Consider the following 20,044-nt stretch of genomic DNA (forward strand, 5'->3'; position numbering starts at 1 on the left):
GCGCGCTTCATCAACTTTTTTGCATAAGTCATAAAAACACGGTCTTTGTGTTTATCACGGTGATCAATCATCGTGCGCAGAATTTCCCGGTTTTGCAGGTTTAGGGTATCCGCATGGCAAACGACTATATCAACACCCAGCAGCGCGCAGTGGTGCATCAACTGGCGCGGAGCTGGCTGTGGCGCAGCGAGTTGCCCACTTGGGTGTTAATCGTGACCGTCTATAGCGGCTGGTTTGCCTGTGTCATTTTTTGGCAAACGCTGGGACTGTTCGTCACCACCCTGCTGCTGATCGTGTTGACCACCTGGTATATGTCGCTCCAGCATGAATTGATCCACGGCCACCCTACGCGTTGGCCACGCTTCAATCAGTTGTTCGGCACCCTGCCGCTGGCGGTGTGGTACCCCTATGGGCTGTATCGTGATTCGCATCTGGCCCATCACCGTAATCACACTCTGACCGAACCGGATGACGACCCGGAAACCTATTACCTGTCACCGGAACGCTGGGCGCAGCTCAAACCGTGGCAACAGCGCGTCATCCATATGCGCAATACCTTTCCCGGTCGTTTGCTGTTAGCACCGTTGCTGGATATCGTGGCTACGCTGAAAATCATGATGCTGGCGCGGGACCGTGCCGCGGTTTCAATGTGGGTAATTCATTTAACGCTGCTCGCTGGGCTTTTTTACTGGATGCAGCAGCAAGGATTGTCGCCGCTATGGTTTGTGGTTGCGGTCAGTTATCCAGCGCTGGCACTGACTAAAGTACGCTCCTTTTACGAGCATCGCGCAGAAGAGGCCCCGCTGGCACGTTCCGTTAACAACGAAGCCGCGTGGCCGTGGCGTTTGCTATTTCTGAATCTCAACTATCATTCTGTACATCACGATCTGCCCGGTTTGCCATGGTACGGCCTGCGCAAAGTCTATTTGCTGTATCGCGACGGCTACCATCAGCGCAATCACGGTTTCCGCGTCGCCGGTTATGGCGGGTGGTTGCTGCGCTTCTGGCGCAAACCGGTCGATGTAAACGCCCATCCGGGAACGCACAAGGATGCACAGCATGCCAATCATTTCATTGCCAATGTACGACATCCATCACCCGACGACGCTTGGCCTGACCACAGCGCTAACGACGCTGTTGACCCATCGCGGCGTGCTGGCTGAGGTTGAGTGGCACACCGATCTCTTACCCCACTGGCGCGATGATAATGTGCTGTTGAGCCAGACCTGCGGCTATCCGCTGGTCGCTTTGCTGCCTGATGTGCAACTGGTTGGGGCATTTCAATCCAGCGCACAGGGTTGCGAGGGATTACGCTATCGCAGTTGGTTGGTGGCGCGTAAGGAGGATGAGAATCTCACTTTGCGTGATTTTCGCGGTCGCCGCGCGGTGTGCAACAGCGAGGATTCGCACTCAGGCTATAACTCACTGCGCTATGTGATCGCCCCACTGGCTCGCGCTGGCACGTTCTTTAGTACGACGCTGCTGAGTGGCAGTCATCGTCAGTCTTTGTCCGCGCTGCGTGAACAGCGTGCGGATATTGCGGCGATCGATTGCATCACCTGGGCACTGCTGCGTGCTCACCATCCTGAAGAACTGGTCGGGTTAGAGATCATCGGCGAAACCCCGCTGTGCGCCGCCCTGCCACTGATCACCTCCGCGAAAACAGATGCCGCCACCCTTGAGCATTTGCGCAGCGCCCTGACCGAACTCACTACGGATAAGAAGTATCAGCCGTTGCTGGCACAGAGTCTGATCGGCGGTTTTGCTGTGCCAGAACGGGCGTTTTACGATGAGGTGCAAGCGTGGGAAGATCAGGCAGCGGAATACGGTGTGACGGCGTTGTGATAGGAGGGTTAGCGGCGAGATGTGTCGTCTGTCTGGTGCTCTGCGGTTAAATGATGCGCGATAAATCGCGCCGCTACGGGTTGTGCGGCGCTTTGACAAAGTAATACGCCATTTGCTGACGGCGCTTTGACAGAGTATTACGCCACGTGCTGGCGGCGCTTTAACAGAGTTTTACGCCACGTGCTGACGGCGCTGATCGGCAAACTGGTTTGCTGGCTCGGCTAAGCCCAGGTTCGCACGCAAGGTTTCCCCTTCATACTCGGTGCGGTAAATACCGCGCGCCTGCAGCAGCGGGATCACCTGTTCAACAAAATCATCAAAGGCATTCGGTGTGCCGCCGCGTACGATAAAGCCGTCGGTTGCACCTGCAAGGAACCACTGCGCTAATCCGTCTGCCACCTGCTGTGCAGTGCCGAGGAAACTCGGACGCGGAGTGGCTTCCTCTAGCGCGGCCTGACGCAAGGTTAAACCGCGCTCACGGGCATTCTGTTTGATCTTATCGGTGGTGCTGCGGAAGCTGTTTTCACCGAGATCGCCAATCTCCGGGAAGGGTTCGTCCAGCGCATATTGGCTGAAGTCATGATGTTCAAAATAGCGCCCCAGATACTCCAGCGCTTTATCGATGGTCACCAGTTCTGCGGTTTGCTGGTAGCGCTGCTCGGCTTCCGCTTCAGTTGCACCAATGATCACACTGATGCCCTGGAACACGCGGATATCGTCGGCACCACGACCACGCGCCACTAAACGACGGCGCACGTCTTCACGAAACTCGCGTGCCTCCGCCAGCTTCTCCTGTCGGGTGTATATCGCATCCGCTGCTTCTGCTGCAAAAGCTTTCCCCGCTTCCGAAGCGCCTGCCTGAAAAACGATTGGGCGTCCCTGCGGTGAGCGCCCGACGTTGAGCGGCCCCTGAACCGCAAAGTATTGACCTTTGTGATTCAGAGTATGCAGTTTGCTCGCGTCAAAGAACTGCCCGCTGGCTTTGTCGCGCACAAAAGCACCTTCTTCCCACGAGTCCCACAGCCCTTTCACCACCTGAAGATATTCGCTGGCCACACGGTAGCGCTCATCGTGCTCAGGGTGCGTCGCACGGGAAAAGTTTTTCGCGGAACCTTCCAGCGGGGAAGTCACCACATTCCAGCCCGTGCGCCCATGGCTGAGGTGATCGAGGCTGGCAAACTGACGTGCTACGGTAAACGGCTCGCTATACGAGGTGGAAAGTGTCGCCACTAAGCCGATGTTTTTCGTCACCAGCGATAACGCCGAGAGCAGCGTTATTGGCTCAAAGCGGTTAAGGAAATGCGGGATCGACTGGGGTGTAATGTACAAGCCATCGGCAACGAATAGAAAATCGATCTTTGCCTGTTCGGCTTTGCGCGCCAGATCCAGCACGTAATCCACATTGATGCTGGCATCCGCCACCGCGTCAGGATGGCGCCATGCGGACATATTGCCGGATACACCCTGGATGATGGCGCCTAACCGCAGCTGGCGTTGTGTCTGACTCATGTCGTGCTCCTCTTATACGTGTGCGGGCTGCCAGTCAGGGATGACCGGCAGCGCCTGAAGTAGTTTTTGTGTCCACGGATGCTGTGGGGCGGCAAAGACTTGCGTTAGCGCCCCGCTCTCGACGATTTGACCGTTTTGCATCACCAGCACGCGATCCGCCAGATGCTGGATCACGCCAAGGTCGTGAGAGATAAACAGCAGTGCGGTGCCATGCTCGGCCTGCATCTCTGCCAGCAGATCCAGCACCTGTGCCTGCACCGACACATCCAATGCGCTGACGGGTTCATCCGCCACTAACAGTGCCGGATTGGGGGCGAAGGCGCGGGCAATCGCCACACGTTGTCGTTGCCCACCTGACAGCTGTTGTGGATAGCGTTGCAGGAAGCGATCGCCAAGCTGCACTTCATCCAGCAATTGCCGCACTCGCTGACGTCGTGCGTCGCCATAAATCCCCACGCTGTCGAGACTTTCACCGATGATTTTCTCGACCGTGTAGCGTGGATCGAAAGAGCTGAACGGGTCCTGCGCGATCAGTTGTAAGCGAGCACGACGTGCGCGACGGGCTTTCTCTGGCAGGCGGTCCCAGCGTTCGCCTTCAAGTTGCAGCGTGCCACTGTCGGGTTCGGTTAAGCCCATCACCACTTTCACTAACGAAGTTTTGCCCGATCCAGATTCTCCGACCACACCCAAGGTTTCCCCGGCATGCAGTGTGAAATTGATGTTGTTCAGCACCTGCCGATCGCCATAGGCTTTATTCAGGTTAATGCCCTGCAGCAACGGTGCATGACCCGGCTGTGGACGTGGCGGCAGCGGCGTGGGTTCTGCGGCACTCAGGCGCAACCCACGGGTGGCCGGTGTGGGCACCGCGCGCAACAGGCGTTGCGTCCAGGCATGCTGCGGGCGCTGCAGCAGCGGGCCACTCTCACCCTGCTCCACCACTTCACCATCGCGCATCACCAGCACACGATCCGCCAGCTCAGCCACCACCGCCAGGTCGTGGCTGATCAGCAGCAGGCCATGACCCTCGCGACGGCGTTGTGCCAGCAGCTGCAAAATCTGACGCTGCACGGTCATATCCAGCGCGGTGGTGGGTTCGTCAGCAATCAAGAGCATCGGACTGCCCGCCAATGCCGTGGCAATCAACGCGCGCTGGCGCTGGCCACCGGAGAGTTGGTGCGGATAGCGCGCCAGGCGACTCTCGGCATCATGAATACCTGCCGCTTTCAGCAAGGACAGACTCTTTTCCTCAATCCCTTCACGATGCCCAGCGGCATTCAGTGCATCGCTCAGCTGTTGTCCAATCCGGCGCAACGGATCGAGTGAAACCAGCGCATCCTGCAATACATAGCCGATGCGCCGACCGCGCAGGGCGCGCCAGTCAGCGCGGTTAGCCTTGCGCATATCGCGACCATCAATCATGAAGCGGTCTGCACTGATCTCCGCCCCTTCGGGCAACAGGCCAAGCAAACTGCGTGCGGTCAGGGTTTTACCCGATCCAGATTCCCCTACCAGCGCCACCGATTCACCCGGCCACACCTGTAGGTTGAGATTTTTCACCACCTGCTGCGGGCCAAAGCGAATGCTGAGATTTTGAATATCAATAAATGGCTGACTCATGTGCTTCTCCCTTCAAAACGGGCCTGCCAATAGCGGCCCAGCGTATTCACCGCAATCACTGTCAGGGTGATAAACACCCCCGGCCATACGGCAATCCACCAGGCATTGCGCAGATAGTTACGCCCTTCCGCCAGCATCAAGCCCCATTCAGCAGTCGGCGGTTGCGGCCCCATGCCGAGAAAGCTCAACCCGGCGGTGCCGATAATGGCAGTGCCGAGACCCAACGTGGCTAATGCCGGCACTTGCGCGATGGCATGTGGCAAAATATGGCGAGTGATCAGAGTGAAGCGTGACAAGCCAAATGTGCGCGCCTGCTCGACGTACCCAGAGGTCATCACCGTATAGGTTTGTGCACGCACCACGCGGGCGAAGCGCGGCACCGACGCCACACCAAGTGCAATGATCAGATTATTGGTGCCCGGTCCGGTAAAGGCGATCAGCATCAGTGCCAGCAGCAGATCCGGAAAGGCAGAGATCACGTCCACCGCGCGGCTTAACAGCTCATCGATCACACCACGCGCCAGCGCGGCAAGCAGACCCAGTAAGGTGCCAAACACCACCGCCAGGGCCATGGCGGCTACGCTGATCAACAGCGAATAGCGGCTACCGTAAATGACGCGAGTCAGCAGATCGCGTCCAAGCTGATCGGTGCCCAGCCAATGTGTGGCGGAAGGTGGCAACTGGGCATTGACCGGATCGGCTAACAGCGGATCGCTGTGGGTGAGCACACCTGGTGCTATTACCGCGATGGCGAGTAAAACCAGGTAAAGCAGTGCCAGCCAGACAGCGCTGGGTAATGTGGCGGGTAGCCTTTGCAATGCGGCAATCATGATTTGTTCTCCCCACGCAGACGCGGGTCGATCCACAACGACAGAATATCGACCAGCGTACTCATCACCACGTAGATCAGCGCCGAGAGAATCGCCACCGCCAGCACCACGGGCAGGTCTTTGGCTAACACGGCATCAACGGTCAGCTTGCCGAGGCCTGGGCGACCAAACACCTGCTCCGTGATCACCGCGCCGCTCAGTAAGCCCCCCACCAGCCAGCCGGTTAAGGTCACCGCCGGTAATGCGGCATGCCGCAGCGCATGGCGTAAACGTATAGTGGTTTCCCACACGCCCCAGGCGCGCAGTGTCAGTGTGAACGGGGCATCCAAAGCGCGCTCCAGTTCACGTCGCAGCAGCTGTGCAACCACCGCACCTTGTGCCAGTCCCAGCGCCAGCGCCGGCAACACCAGTGAAGATAACGATCGATCGCCAGCCACCGGGAACCAGCGCAGCGTGAAGCTGAAAATAAACAGCAACACGATGCCCATCCAGAAAGAAGGCGTGGACGCCAGCAGTAGCTCAACGCTGTTGGCAACACGGCGCCCGATACGGCGATGTGCCGTTCCCACAGCAACGGCCACGGCGAAAATAATACTCACCAGCAGTGCCGCCAGCGTGAGCTTGATGGTCGGCCACAGCTGGGTCGCCAGCAGATGGCTGACTTCTGTATTGAGCATGTAGGAACGGCCAAAATCGCCGTGCAGTACTCGCCACAGGTAGTGCAGATACTGCCACCACAGCGGCTCGTTCAGCCCCCATTCGGCTCGGATCGCCGCTTCAATCGCCGGGGTGCGTACCTGCTCACCAATCAGCAGGCTGACGATATCACCGGGTGCTAAATGCACACCGAGGAAGGCCAGTGAGACGGCAGCCCACAGCACCAGCACACCTCCCAGCAAGCGGCCGATAATGCGGCGCGACAGTTCACCGCGCCAAAGGGCCGGCTTACGCGGTCGTGGTGCGCGGGTTACGATGCTTTCCAGACTCATCTTCGCCTCCTGATTAATGGTCACTTAGCCAGATGTCGTAAGCGTTCTCCGGCATCTGCTTATAACTGCGGAAACCTGTACCGTGTACATAGCGGGCTGCCGCAATCTGGTCTTCCGGTTCATACAACGGAATCGCCAAAGCCTGCTGCGCCAGTGCGTAGTGCTGCAGCAGGCTGTAGAACTTGCGGCGTTGGTTGATATCCAGAGTGGCGGCAGCCTGATCGAGCCAGCCGTTAATTTCCTGACTATTTACCCGGCTGTAGTTGATCGCCCCGCCGGCATTGACCGGGCGGTAGTGGTTTTCAATGTCGATACCGTCGGTTTCGGTATTTGAGTTAGCGATAGAACCGAAGTGGCCGCTGTTACGCACCTCGGCATAGGTGCCGGAATCGACATAACGCAGTTTGATTTCGACACCGAGACGTTGACGCGCCTGTGCCTGAATCGCCTGTAGCAGCACATCACGCTGATCGCGCACCGTGGCCTGTGCCTGAATCACTTCGATGCTCAGGCGCTGGCCCGCTTTGGTGCGGAAACCGTCACTATCACGGGTTTGCCATCCCGCCTCATCGAGCAGTTTATTGGCCGCCGTCGGGTTGTTGCCGTACTGCCCTTCCAGATCGTTGTTATAGAGCGGATCCACGGGTGAGGTGATGCCCCATGCACGGGTGCGTTCGCCGCGATACACCGACTTCAGCAACGGATCGATATCCAACCCTTGTAGCAGCGCCTGACGCACCTTCACATCCTGCGTAGGGCCATACTCCACGTTGAGAAATAACGAATAGGGTGTACCGGTGTTGAGGGCGTGCTGATAGGTGAAATCCGCACTGTCTTTAAACTCGCTGGCATCATTCCCCGAGATGCCTTCAATCACATCCAACTGTCCGGAAAGCAACGCGCCGGTACGTACCGAGGATTCTGGCAGGAAGCGGTACGTCACCCGTTCCAGATATGCTGGACCCTGGTGATGTGCAGTCGCCGGAGCCCAGTGGTAGTGTGGATTGCGCACCAGCGTGAGCTGCTGCCCCTTTTCGTAGCTTTCGATGATAAAAGGTCCGGTCCCGGCGATATCTTTACCGCCCGCTTTGAGCTGTGGGGAGTGCCAGCTAGCGGGAGCCAGAATCTGCAGCTTTGCGGCAAACGAGAGGAATGGCGCATAACCCTCTTTTAGGGTGATCACCACGGTGTCGTTATCGGGTGTCTCAACGCTGGCAATGCGTGCGCTCAGGGCGCAAATGCTGGTTCCGGCGCAGTATTTTGGATCCTGAACCTGGCGGAAGTTGTCCGCCACCGCGCGGCTATTCAGTTTCTCACCGTTCGAGAAAGTGACGTCAGGACGCAGCGTGAATCGATAGGTTTTCGCGTCCGGGCTGACTTCGTAATCCGTCGCCAGCCACGGCACAAAACTGCCATCGGTGCGGCGCGCCAGCAGTGATTCCCACACATTACGCAGTGTGACTTCAGCTTTTGACTGCCCATTTAACTGCGGGTTTAACGGTGCCGGTTCAGTTTCTACGCCATAGGTGAGTGAACCGCCACTGCGCGGTTGTTCTGCGGCCAACGTCGCCGTCGTGATCAGCAGGCACGCTAGCCCCAGTGCGAGCGTGATTGAATTCGCTTTCATAATGTCCCTGTTATTTTAACTGCGGTAAATCAGGCAATATTGGCGATGGGCTGCGGGTGGAACTCCTTTTTCAGGAACACCAGCGCTTCGCCCAACGCATTGGTACGATGATAGAAAGGCTGATAACCACGACGCAGATAAAGCTCGCTCAGCCACGGATGTTTAGTGGCCGTCGCCAGATAAACACCCGGTGCTTTCAGTGTCTGTTTCAGCAGTGTGTCTTCGGCGTAGCTGATGATTTCACGGCCATAGCCCTGCCCCTTGTAATCGGGGTCCACGGCAAACCAGTGGATAAACGGCAAAGAGGAAGGCGCATCCGTTTCTTGCTGCCATGGAAAACGAACCGTCACGGTCGCCACCGCCCGCTTCCATTTGCGTAGCACCAATACGGTTTCCTGTTCAATGACACGACGCACTTGCTCCACGTTGCCCTGCGAGATGGTGAAATGCACATCCAGCGCCACCAGCGAGGCGTACGCCCGTTGTAACAGGGCAAATATTTCTTCGGCATCGTCGGGAGTTGCGACCTGAATAGATTGGCTCATCTGCGAGTTTCCTGAATTAATCTTCAGGGAATTATTGAAATCCGGGGAATTAAAGTAAAACGAGAATAGTGGCAATCGATTTGTTAATTGTGGGAAATAACACCCTCGATTATTCGGCATGCAGCATAGCGGCAAAATTTATCGCGCGCCGATGAGCATTAAAGCTGCTTTTCATACACGCGCAATAAATCATGCCGCTACAAATCGTTTTTATGGATCAGTGTTTGCTTAACCACACATCGTAAACACTTTCCGGCATCTGTTTATAACTGCGGAACCCATAACCGTGCACATAGCTGGCGGTGGCCAATTGATCTTCCGGTTCGTAAAGCGGAACCGCTAAGGCTAGCTGCGGCAGTGCGCGCTGTTGCAGTTCACTATAGAACTGACGGCGCTGTTGCAGGTCCAGCGTTGCGGCCGCCTTATCCAGCAAGGTATTGATACTGGCATCGTTGACGCGACTGTAGTTAATCGCACCCCCCTGGGCTATCGGCCGATAGTGATTCTCAATATCTACGCCATCGGTCGGCGTGTTGGAATTAGCAATGGTGCCGAATTTGCCGCTTTTTCGCACGTCCGCGTAGGTTCCGGAATCCACGTAGTTGAGTTTAAGATCGATGCCTAAGCGTTGACGCGCCTGAGCCTGAATCGCCTGCAACAACACGTCACGCTGGTCACGCACCGTGGCCTGTGCCTGAATCAGTTCAATGCGCAGGCGTTCGCCATTTTTAATGCGGAAGCCTTCGCTGTCACGGGTTTGCCAGCCCGCTTCATCCAGCAACTTGTTAGCTGCATCCGGGTCATTGCCGTATTTCCCTTCTAATTCATTGTTATACAGCGGATCAATTGGCGAAGTAATGCCCCATGCGCGCGTACGTTCACCGCGATACACTGATTTCAGCAGCGGGTCGATTTCCAGCCCCTGCAGCAGTGCCTGACGCACTTTCACATCCTGCGTGGGACCATACTCGACGTTAAGGAACAGCGAGTACGGCGTACCGGTATTGAGCGCGTGCTGATAGGTGAAATCGCTGTTGTCTTTGAACTCACCGGCATCGTTGCCGGAAATCCCTTCAATGGCATCCACCTGGCCAGACAATAGCGCGCCAGTTCGCACCGAGGATTCTGGCAGGAAGCGATAGGTCACACGGTCAAGATAAGCCGGCCCCTGATGCTTAGCGGTGGCTGGTGCCCAGTGGTATTTTGGGTTCTTGACGAAGGTTACCTGCTGGCCCTTCTCATAACTTTGCAGAATAAACGGCCCGGTGCCCGCAATCTCTGGACCGCCGGATTTCAACTGCGATGATTTCCAACTGGATGGAGAGAGGATTTGCAGGCCAGCGGCGAAGGAGAGGAACGGCGAATAAACCTCTTTCAGCGTGATCACCAGCGTATTATCGTCTGGTGTTTCAATCTTGTCGATGTGCGATCCCATCAGGCACAGACTGGTGCCGGCGCAGTATTGCGCCACATGAGTTTGACGGAAGTTTTCAGCCACCGCGTTTGCATCCAATTTTTCACCGTTGGAGAAGGTGACATCGCGGCGCAGGTTAAAGCGGAAAGTTTTGCTATCCTCGCTGACCTGATAGCTTTCGGCCAACCAGGGCACAAAGCTGCCGTCAGGACGGCGTGCCAACAGCGATTCCCAGAAGTTACGCAGTGTGATTTCGGCTTTGTCCTGGCCGTTCAGCTGCGGGTTAAAAGTGGTGGGTTCGGTTTCTACGCCCACCGTCAAACTGCCACCGGTCACCGGTTTATCGGCGGCAACAACGTGAGGTGCACCGCCGAGCAAACTGAGGCCCAGTGCCAGAGAAATTGCATTTATTTTCATATTATCCTTGGTGATAGCAGGTGTTATTTTTAATCAGTCCGATTTCGGTCTGATTTTAATTTCCGCTAAATTATTAAAATCCGGATAAATAAATGTAAAACGACAATAGTGGCAAAGGTTGTGATGAAATGATTTAAGGCGGGAAATAAAACCGTAAGGTCGCTATTTATGGTGATCTGCAATCCGGCGCTGTCATGCGTACTTTACGAGTCATGATCTGAAAGGGCATTAAGTGGCGGCTTCCCTGCCGCCGATAAAATTACTCCGCACGCGCCGCAATAATTCCCTCGGCCACATTGCGTGGTGCTTCAGCGTAATGCGCAAACTCCATACTGTAAGTGGCACGGCCCTGCGACATGGATCGCAGCGTGGTGGCGTAGCCAAACATCTCCGATAACGGCACTTCCGCACGGATGATACGAGCGCCAAAGCGTTCGTCCATGCCTTGCAGCGTACCGCGACGTGAGGACAGATCGCCCATCACACCACCGGCATACTCTTCTGGCGTCTCCACTTCCACCTGCATCACTGGCTCAAGGATCACCGGATCAGCCTGTTTTGCCGCGGCTTTGAAACCGAAAATCGCCGCCATGCGGAACGCCATTTCCGAGGAGTCGACGTCATGATACGAACCAAAGGTCAGCGTGGCTTTAAGGTCTACCACCGGATAACCCGCCAGTACGCCGCTGTTCAGCGCTTCACGAATCCCCTTCTCCACCGAAGGAATAAACTCGCGTGGCACAACGCCGCCTTTGGTGGCATCTTCAAAGGCAAAACCGACGCCTGCTGCCTGCGGCTCCAGCGTCAGCACTACATGACCATACTGTCCTTTACCGCCCGACTGACGCACAAACTTGCCTTCCACATCGCGAACCGTCTTACGAATGGTTTCGCGATAGGTGACCTGTGGCCGACCAATGTTGGCTTCCACACCGAATTCACGCTTCATGCGATCAACGATGATCTCCAGATGCAACTCACCCATACCGGAGATAATCGTCTGGCCCGACTCTTCATCGGTGTGCAGGCGGAATGACGGATCTTCTGCGGCCAGACGCTGCAACGCCAGCCCCATTTTCTCCTGATCAGCCTTGGTTTTCGGCTCAATCGACAGAGAAATCACCGGGTCCGGGAACTCCATGCGTTCCAGCGTGATCACCGCATTGGGATCGCATAGCGTTTCGCCAGTCGTCACCTCTTTCAAACCGACACAGGCAGCGATATCACCCGCACGAATCTCCTCGATTTCGATGCGATCGTTAGCCTGCATCTGCACGATACGTCCGATGCGCTCCTTACGCCCTTTCACCGCATTCCACACGCTGTCGCCTTTGCGCAGCACGCCTGAATAGACGCGGACAAAGGTCAGTTGGCCCACATAGGGATCGCTCATCAGTTTGAAGGCCAGCGCCGAGAACGGTTCATCGTCATCAGCATGGCGTTCATCGTGTTCGCCTTTTTCGTTCACACCGGAAACCGGCGGCACGTCCAGCGGTGAAGGCATCAGCTCAATCACTGCATCAAGCATGCGCTGCACACCTTTATTTTTGAACGCGCTACCACACAGCATCGGCTGGATCTCGCCAATCAGCGTGCGCTGACGCAAGCCAGCGATGACCTCTTCTTCGCTGAGGTCACCCTGCTCCAGATAGCGATCCATCAGCGCTTCACTGGCTTCTGCCGCTGCGGCCACCATATTCTCACGCCATTCGGCGGCCAGCGCCTGCAACTCATCAGGGATCGGCGCATAGCTGAACGTCATGCCCTGGCTGGCGTCATCCCAATAGATGGCCCGCATCTTGTTGAGATCCACCACGCCCGCGAAGTGCTCTTCCGCACCAATCGGAATCACAATCGGCACTGGGTTGGCATGCAAACGATCTTTCATCATCTGCACCACACGGAAGAAGTCCGCGCCCTGGCGGTCCATTTTGTTAACGAAAGCAATGCGTGGCACATGATACTTGTTGGCCTGGCGCCACACGGTTTCCGATTGCGGCTGCACGCCACCTACAGCGTCATACACCATGACGGCGCCATCCAGCACGCGCATCGAGCGCTCCACTTCGATGGTGAAATCCACGTGTCCGGGCGTGTCGATGATGTTGATGCGGTGCGGCGTAAAGCTGCCATCCATTCCCGGCCAATAACAACTCACCGCCGCAGAGGTGATGGTAATTCCACGCTCCTGCTCCTGCGCCATCCAGTCGGTGGTTGCCGCGCCATCGTGCACTTCACCTAACTTGTGGCTCATTCCGGTATAAAACAGGATGCGCTCCGTTGTGGTGGTTTTGCCGGCATCGATGTGCGCGGAGATGCCGATGTTACGATAACGTTCGATAGGTAGGGGTCGGGGCATGATGCGTCCTTAGTCTGTTCGACTGGAAAAGTGGGCGAGCACCATTGCCCGCCGCTGCGCAACAGCATAGACCTATTGTACGAGTAAATACGAACAGTTTGAGCCTTTTTTAGCCATCGAAAAAATCTTGCAATAGATTCAGCATTTACGGGCTGGCAAGCTTATCCCAGGCGATTTATGGTAAAGGTCTCACTCTCAACGGGAAATCTAACCATGCGCATTCTGGTTGTCGGCGCCGGCGCCACCGGCGGGTATTTCGGTGCACGTCTGGCGCAAGCAGGACGTGATGTGACTTTTCTGGTGCGCGAGCGCCGTTTTCAGCAACTGCAGCAAAACGGTCTGGTGCTAAAAACTCCAGGCGGCACAGAAGTGATTCAGCCGCAGCTGGCGCAAACCGGCAAGCTGACAGGCCAGTTTGATCTGATCATTCTGACGGTGAAAAGCTTCGGGCTCGATCAGGCTATTGAGGATATCGCACCCGCCGTCGGGCGAGAAACCCTGATCATGCCGATCCTCAACGGTATGCGGCATATCGATACGCTGCGCGCACGCTTTGGCGATAAGGTGATTGGCGGCCTGTGCAAAATCAACGCCACCCTGGGTGAACAAGGTGAAGTGGTGCAGATGACGCCACTGCATATCCTCTACTACGGTGCACTCGATGGGCACAATGATGCGCGTCTGCAACGTGTCGATGAGACGCTGAACATCGCGCAATTCGATACGGTCTTTGCTGACAACATCATCAGCGAACTGTGGGAGAAGTGGCTGCTGCTAAGCACCTTAGGGGCGGTGTGCTGCATCGCACGGGGTAATACCCAGCAGGTGTTGCGGTCTCAAGGTGGTGAAGCCTTGTTGCAGGGGATTTTTACTGAAGTGCTTTCAGTGCTTGCTGCAGACGGCTATCAGGAACGGCCAGCGGTCACGGCAAAGATTTATGAGACGCTGAATAATCCTCAGGTGGCGATGACCTCTTCAATGTATCGCGATTTAACCCAGGGTTATGAGATTGAAGCGGATCAGGTGATTGGTGATCTGCTGGTGCGAGGCGCACGCAGTGGCGTGGTGACGCCGTTGTTGAATGCGGTGTATGTGAATTTGCAGGTGTATTTACAGCATCGCAGCGCATAGTTGCGCCACGTTAACCGCTGTGGTTTTCGGGCCAGGTGCGCATAAAAGCGCACCTTTGCGCGGTTTGTAAGGTCGCTGTTGCTGGTGACCTGATGGTTAACATCCGTCGTACAACATGCACACCCTACAGGGATTGTTGGGCCACTGTGGGTGGTGGCCTGATGTTCAAAGACGCGACTGCACGCCTTTGAGTTGCATCAAGCGCTGCCAGCCTGCTTCAACTTCATCCGGGATATCCACATGCCCGAGGAAACCTTTGCCGCGCGGACCGTAGCCGTTTTCATCATCGCGCAGGCGCTGGATCTCGCCCATCAGCAGTGAGAGAAAGCGCTCCATCGACCACAGCCCTTGTGGCGGCGCACCGATAATGCGCAGCATACCGGCATCCATCATCACCTGCGGAACAAACACCGGCCAGCTGATAAATTCAGGCGCATCGGTGCGGTCGCGCCACTGGTAGCGGAAGGTTTCCCAGGTGCGTCGCTGCATCAGTGGATCCTGCACCAGCAGCACATGCTGCGGCTGCCACTTCTGCTCATCCAGCAGTTTTTGGCTGAAGGCGGCATTCTCACCACAGTTACGTGAGGCGGTTTCCAGCAGCAGCTGATCGTCCGGCAGTGCGGCAAACACCCGCGCCATGTCGCCCAGCAACTCTGCTTCGCTTTTGCCTTGGGTAGAAATCTGACGATAAAGCGGATGATTAGCGATCATCTCCGCCAGTAGCACCGTGGAATGACCGATACCACCGCTGATCAGCAGAGGCAGCTGATACTTCTTCGCCAGCGCAATCACACCTTCAACGTTGGGCAGTACGGCGTGACCGGCAAGAATTGCCAAATCAACCTCGAGCGTGCCATCTGTCGGCATGTGGTCAAGCGCCAGCCAGGCCGCAAGCGTATTGATATCCTGAATCTGTTGGCTATTGAGCTGCATCGCGTTCTCCTCGCATTAACACTGGCAGTGTAGCGGCTTAACTCCGCGACAGCAGAGAAAAATTTGCTACACTCGCCGCTATCAGATTCAGGAGAGTTTATGACTGCGCGTTCCGTTACCCTCGATGATGTCGCTGCACTGGCGGGGGTTTCCTACCAGACCGTTTCCCGTGTGCTCAACCATTCCGTGCAGGTTTCGCCACGCACGCGCGCCAAAGTCGAAGCCGCGATGCAACAGCTGAACTATGTGCCCAACCGCGTGGCACAGCAGCTGGCAGGAAAAGCCACGCGCACGCTGGGGCTGGCAACCAGCGATCTGGCATTGATGGCCCCGGCACAGATTGCCTCTGCGATCCATGAACGTGCCGCCGCACAGGGTTACCATCTGGTGATCGCCATGGCGAATACGGCCGGAAATGCCCAGGACACGGTGAATGAACTGCTGGCGCAGCGCGTTGATGCGCTACTCATCAACCTGCCGCTCGATGCTGAACAGGCGGCGCAGGTGCAGCAGCAGTGCGGCAGTAAGCCTGTGCTGTTTCTCGATGTTGAACAACATGCTGCTGTCAGCCAGTGCCAGTATCAGAGTGAATCGGGTGCGCAGCAGGCAGTAGAGCATCTCATCGCGCTGGGCCACCAGCAGATTGGCGTGCTGAATGGGCCTGAGAGTTCGGCTTCGGCGCGGGCGCGCTTCACTGCATGGCAACGGGCGTTATCGTCACACCAGTTGCAGCCGATATGCGTACTGCATGGCGACTGGAGCGCGGCATCCGGATATCAGGCGCTATTGCAGTTGCTGCCGGATCGCCTGCCACAGGCACTGCTGGTGGCGAACGATCAGATGGCGCTTGGGGCGATGCGTGCACTGCACCAACACGGCGTGAAGATTCCTGGAGAGATGTCGATTATTGGTTATGACGACACTGCCGAGAGTGCGTGGTATCAGCCGCCGCTCACCACCGTGCGTCAGGATTTGCAGCAGTTGGGTGCGGTATCTGTGGACCGCTTGTTGGCGGAACTGGCCGGAGAAGCGGTACAGCCTCTGCCGCTGGTAACCGAGCTGGTATTGCGCGAAACAACAGCTGCGCCGACGCAAGGCGATGTGGATATGGCGGAGATCGCCGTTCAGTTGCAGGCATTAGCGCGACAATTAAAACCCAAAGCCTGACCAGGTTAAAGCAGCACAGGCTACTGCGCATGCCACGACAGGCAATGCGTGGCGGAAGCCGTTACGCTGCAAAAAATTTGGGACCTTACGGTCCCAACATTTTTACTGCGGCTTTGGTTCACCCATCGCTTTCAACTTCTTCGACAGCTCGCGACGCTCTTTCGACAAGTCAGCATTTTTGATGATGTACTCATCGACGCGGTCTTCATAGTCCACACGCATGGATGCAATGATTTCCTGAATCGCCTCAACGCTCATGCCTGGTTTGATGTACTCGCTGAGGTTGTCCAGCAGCAACACACGTTTCTGGTTATCACGGACTTTCTTCTCGTTATCCACGATTTCGCGCTGCAGTTTGTTTTTACGACGAAACATACGTACAAACTCCAGCACGTCCTGAAATGATTGCTTGGCATTTTCCATGTTGGCACCTTTCTTTGAGCCTGCCGCGGCAGGCGGAATAGTCATACACCCTAGATAGTTCAAGGCGCAGGAAGGCAGCAAATGTACACATCCCCGCGAGCTTACATCAGTAAGTGACCGGGTGTGTGAATGTAGCTAACGCACCTGCGTCTTGAAGTATGACGGGTGAGCTACAGCTTAGCGGCTAGCTAGCTGAGTTCGCAATTTTCACAGCTAATTTCGGACAGGCACTTATCTTAGCGCAAAGAAAGGGTGATTCACATTAAGTCATTGCCTGAGAAAACTATTTGCGCAGTGCCAGACGGACCAGGTCCGTAATGCGCTCCAGTTGACGCGCCTGTTCCAGACTCAACCACACGTAGCCATAGATCGCCGTGGTCTCTAAGCGCCCACTGCGGTTGGCAATCAACTGCTCCAGCTCCTGGGTGATCTCTTCCAACTCATGGCTGTTGGCGATCACGCCTTCCGTCTCCCCTTTCACCATCAATGTGGCCAGCGCGTTCAACGTGTCTTCAGTCATTTTCTGACTGCGGCGCAGCGTCGGGGCATTGAGCAGCAACAGGTGACTCTCACGTGATGACCACCATGCATCAATTTGCATCTGCATCGTGTTAACCATATTACGGTTGATGGTCTGAATCGCTTCAAACACCGATTTAGGAATGCGCGTCTCTTTGCTGGCCGGTTCCAGCAGCGCGCGCATCTTAATGACGCTGGTCAGCTGTTTCTGGAATGGTTTGTTTAGTCGGGGTTTTTCCAGCAGGTTAGCGGAAAAGCCGGTGTGATGCAGTTTCGCCATCGCCAGAAATGAATCGGACAGCTGAATGCGCCAGTGTGTGTAGGCGCGCTGAGCGAGAATCGCACTAAACAGCAGCGCCATAATCGAACCCAGGATTACATCGCCGCCACGCCACAGCGCCACGGTGAAGTCACCGGCCGGTGCACCCACTACCACGCCGAGCGTGATACCAATCAGCAGCGCCATATAAGGATGTTTACCCAGCGTCAGATAGCCGCAAATAATCATCACCACGAAGCACCATGACAGCATCATCGGCAGCGAGATCAGCTCCAGCTTCAGAGCAATCAAACCCGATGCCAGCCCGGCAAAAGTGCCGCTGATACGTTGGATCACACGCGGAAACACATTGCCCCAGGTCGAGATCGGCCCCATCACCACCACCAGGGTGATCAGCGGCCAGGTTCCTTCCGGAATATCCGTCAAACGCACAAACAGAAAACAGAGCACGAAGGCAATAGCGATGCGCACGCCGTGCACAGCGCGATAGTGGCGGTAGAACCAGAACTCAATGGCAGAGATGGGTTTGTCGGCGCGTAACATGGTGGTCCGGAAACGATAAAAATTTGCGCGCTATGTTACCCTGGCACGGCACGAACATTGAGTGCTGCGCAGCACTATTTCCGCTCTTTTTTTACGATTCAACAAGTGCGCTACATCTTATTTTCTCTTATGAAACATCGAGGTAACGCACTGATGATATTAGTCGGCTGAACGTACTGGAATGTACATGTCCACCAGCCAGTCGCCACTGTCGGAGCCGTCGGACAGGTAGTGTTCGAAGCAAGGGCGGTTATCCACCTGCCAGTCGGTTTGCGTCTTGAGGTGATCAAACAGACTGTGCCAGGCGGTGAAGAAATCGTTATTCATCACTTCCATGCGCGCATGAAAATATGGCCCACCGGGCAGCAATCCTTGCTCGATGTCGTCGCCATAGGAGGGCACTGCATCAGCAGGCGCGGTGATCACCGTTTCAACCCGCAGTTCTTCCGGCGGCAGAACTTCAGGATTGCCGTAATAGATGGCCAGCCACTCGCCTGTCATGCCATGCTGCTCGACCCAGCTTTTAAGCTGGTTAAACCCACGCGGCACGGTTTCCTGCCACGGCCCATGTAGATGGTAGCCCAGCCAGCTTTGAGGATTGCGTTCAACGATAGATGCTTTCATACCTTTGCCTCCGTTCAGCAGCAGAAAGCTTCACTGTTTCACTCCCATGCTGTTGTGCCATGGGAGTAACTCAGCTATCCGCTGCGGATTACAATTTCTGTTTTACGTAGTCACTGATACGCGTGATGATGCCGGCTTTATCCACACCTTGTAAGGCATACAGCGGATAGCTCGCCAACTGCTTATCTTTATCCATCACCTGGATCTCACCCACCTGCTCACCGGCTTTCAGCGGTGCTTCCAGGTCTTTACGCTCAATCACATATTTCGCCATGACGTTTGAAACTTCGGTGCGCGGCAGAGACAGATAAATATCCTGAGTGGTGCCGACATCCACTTTGTGCGGATTGCCGTACCAGACGTTTTCGGTGCCGATTTTCTTACCTGCATGGAACAGTTGCACGGTATCGAAGTTGTTCTGGCCCCACACCAGCAATTTACGCGCCTGCTCTTCACGCCCTTTCGAGCTCTTACCGCCCATGATCACCGCAATCAGGCGATGGCGACCAACAATGTTCGATGCGATGATGTTGAAACCTGCCGTTTCAGTATGGCCTGTTTTCATGCCATCAACGTGAAGGTTTTGATCCCATAACAAACCGTTACGGTTATTTTGCGTAATCCCGTTCCAGCTCAGGGTTTTCTCCGCGTACATGGCGTAGAAATCCTGCTCACCATTGATGATGGCACGCGACAGCACCGCCAAATCACGCGCGGTGGTGTGCTGGCCGGGTGCATCCAGGCCGTGCACGGTTTCAAAATGGGTATGCGTCAGACCGAGTTTTTGTACGTAGTTGTTCATCATATTGACGAAGCTGTCCTGACTGCCCGCCACATAATCCGCCAGCGCCACACAGGCGTCGTTGCCGGAGTCGATGATTACGCCACGCATCAGATCGCGTACCGTCACTTTGTCGCCGGGCTTGAGGAACATCAGTGAGGAGCCTTTGAACACCGGATTACCTGCAGCCCAGGCATCCTTACCGACAGTGACCACATCATCACGGGTGATTTTTTTCTGATCAACCGCGCGATCCACCACGTAGCCGGTCATCAGCTTGGTGAGGCTGGCCGGGTTACGCTCTTCATCGGGATTGCCGGCAGTGAGGATCTGGCCCGTGGTGGCGTCCATTAACACCCACGAAGCCGCATCGATCGGCGGAGGTGTCATTGGGAATGGCATGCTGTCATCAGCGTGTGCCAGTGATGCCCAAACAATCATTCCAGATACAGTTACCAGCAGACGCCTTTTCAACACTTCTTCCTCAAATC

General features: G+C 56.0%; 17 protein-coding genes. 4 read left to right on the top strand and 13 right to left on the bottom strand.

All coding sequences use genetic code 11. The features are described 5' to 3' along the window. Positions 1-113: 113 nt before the first annotated feature. On the top strand, positions 114-1,163 hold the full coding sequence (locus tag IAE30_RS14110) for a fatty acid desaturase (protein ID WP_200680194.1): 1,050 nt from the start codon (positions 114-116) through the stop codon (positions 1,161-1,163). Further along, positions 1,060-1,845: a phosphate/phosphite/phosphonate ABC transporter substrate-binding protein gene (locus IAE30_RS14115; RefSeq protein WP_370585594.1), complete on the top strand. Its 786-nt coding sequence runs from the start codon at positions 1,060-1,062 to the stop codon at positions 1,843-1,845. The genes IAE30_RS14110 and IAE30_RS14115 overlap by 104 nt, the downstream gene beginning before the upstream one ends. A gap of 171 nt (positions 1,846-2,016) precedes the next feature. Here IAE30_RS14115 and IAE30_RS14120 read toward each other — a convergent pair whose 3' ends face one another. From IAE30_RS14120 to fusA, 8 genes are all read right to left on the bottom strand, one after another. Then, positions 2,017-3,354, bottom strand: coding sequence for an LLM class flavin-dependent oxidoreductase (locus IAE30_RS14120; RefSeq protein WP_200680198.1), 1,338 nt, complete (start codon positions 3,352-3,354; stop codon positions 2,017-2,019). A gap of 12 nt (positions 3,355-3,366) precedes the next feature. Further along, entirely contained in the window at positions 3,367-4,971 is a 1,605-nt protein-coding gene (locus IAE30_RS14125; RefSeq protein WP_200538228.1) for an ABC transporter ATP-binding protein, read from the bottom strand. After that, on the bottom strand, positions 4,968-5,801 hold the full coding sequence (locus IAE30_RS14130) for an ABC transporter permease (protein WP_200538227.1): 834 nt from the start codon (positions 5,799-5,801) through the stop codon (positions 4,968-4,970). Before IAE30_RS14130 ends, IAE30_RS14125 begins: the two co-directional genes overlap by 4 nt. After that, positions 5,798-6,790, bottom strand: coding sequence for an ABC transporter permease (locus tag IAE30_RS14135; RefSeq protein WP_200538226.1), 993 nt, complete (start codon positions 6,788-6,790; stop codon positions 5,798-5,800). The genes IAE30_RS14130 and IAE30_RS14135 overlap by 4 nt, the downstream gene beginning before the upstream one ends. Positions 6,791-6,803: 13 nt before the next feature. Beyond that, entirely contained in the window at positions 6,804-8,417 is a 1,614-nt protein-coding gene (locus IAE30_RS14140; protein WP_200680200.1) for an ABC transporter substrate-binding protein, read from the bottom strand. Between the two features lie 29 nt (positions 8,418-8,446). After that, entirely contained in the window at positions 8,447-8,962 is a 516-nt protein-coding gene (locus tag IAE30_RS14145; protein ID WP_038646074.1) for a GNAT family N-acetyltransferase, read from the bottom strand. A 217-nt stretch (positions 8,963-9,179) separates the two neighbouring features. Next, a complete protein-coding gene (locus IAE30_RS14150; protein ID WP_200680202.1) occupies positions 9,180-10,793 on the bottom strand; it encodes an ABC transporter substrate-binding protein in 1,614 nt (537 codons plus the stop codon). Between the two features lie 259 nt (positions 10,794-11,052). Continuing rightward, complete coding sequence (gene fusA, locus IAE30_RS14155; RefSeq protein ID WP_200680204.1) at positions 11,053-13,152, bottom strand: elongation factor G; 2,100 nt, start codon at positions 13,150-13,152, stop codon at positions 11,053-11,055. 213 nt (positions 13,153-13,365) lie between these two features. Between fusA and IAE30_RS14160 the strand changes: the two genes are divergently transcribed. After that, the gene (locus IAE30_RS14160) at positions 13,366-14,283 is read left to right on the top strand and encodes a ketopantoate reductase family protein (RefSeq protein WP_200680206.1); all 918 of its coding nucleotides are present in this window, start codon (positions 13,366-13,368) and stop codon (positions 14,281-14,283) included. 165 nt (positions 14,284-14,448) lie between these two features. On the opposite strand, the gene IAE30_RS14165 is transcribed toward IAE30_RS14160, so the two are convergent. After that, positions 14,449-15,216 (bottom strand): YdcF family protein, encoded by a 768-nt coding sequence (locus IAE30_RS14165; protein ID WP_200680209.1) that lies wholly within the window; start codon positions 15,214-15,216, stop codon positions 14,449-14,451. A 99-nt stretch (positions 15,217-15,315) separates the two neighbouring features. Between IAE30_RS14165 and IAE30_RS14170 the strand changes: the two genes are divergently transcribed. Then, a complete protein-coding gene (locus IAE30_RS14170) occupies positions 15,316-16,383 on the top strand; it encodes a LacI family DNA-binding transcriptional regulator (RefSeq protein WP_200538220.1) in 1,068 nt (355 codons plus the stop codon). Between the two features lie 102 nt (positions 16,384-16,485). Here IAE30_RS14170 and tmaR read toward each other — a convergent pair whose 3' ends face one another. The 4 genes from tmaR to dacD all read right to left on the bottom strand — a co-directional run bounded on the left by tmaR (position 16,486) and on the right by dacD (position 20,027). Continuing rightward, positions 16,486-16,806 carry a PTS system regulator TmaR gene (tmaR, locus tag IAE30_RS14175; RefSeq protein ID WP_034824689.1) on the bottom strand — a complete coding sequence of 107 codons (321 nt, stop codon included), beginning with the start codon at positions 16,804-16,806 and terminating at the stop codon, positions 16,486-16,488. Positions 16,807-17,089: 283 nt separating this feature from the next. After that, positions 17,090-18,148, bottom strand: coding sequence for an FUSC family protein (locus IAE30_RS14180; protein WP_034824691.1), 1,059 nt, complete (start codon positions 18,146-18,148; stop codon positions 17,090-17,092). 159 nt (positions 18,149-18,307) lie between these two features. Beyond that, entirely contained in the window at positions 18,308-18,772 is a 465-nt protein-coding gene (locus IAE30_RS14185) for a GyrI-like domain-containing protein (RefSeq protein ID WP_038646059.1), read from the bottom strand. Positions 18,773-18,860: 88 nt separating this feature from the next. Next, positions 18,861-20,027 carry a serine-type D-Ala-D-Ala carboxypeptidase DacD gene (gene dacD / locus IAE30_RS14190; protein WP_200680210.1) on the bottom strand — a complete coding sequence of 389 codons (1,167 nt, stop codon included), beginning with the start codon at positions 20,025-20,027 and terminating at the stop codon, positions 18,861-18,863. Positions 20,028-20,044: the final 17 nt, after the last annotated feature.

This window comes from Pantoea sp. S61 (assembly GCF_016625145.1).
In the GTDB taxonomy this organism is placed as follows: domain Bacteria; phylum Pseudomonadota; class Gammaproteobacteria; order Enterobacterales; family Enterobacteriaceae; genus Pantoea; species Pantoea rwandensis_B.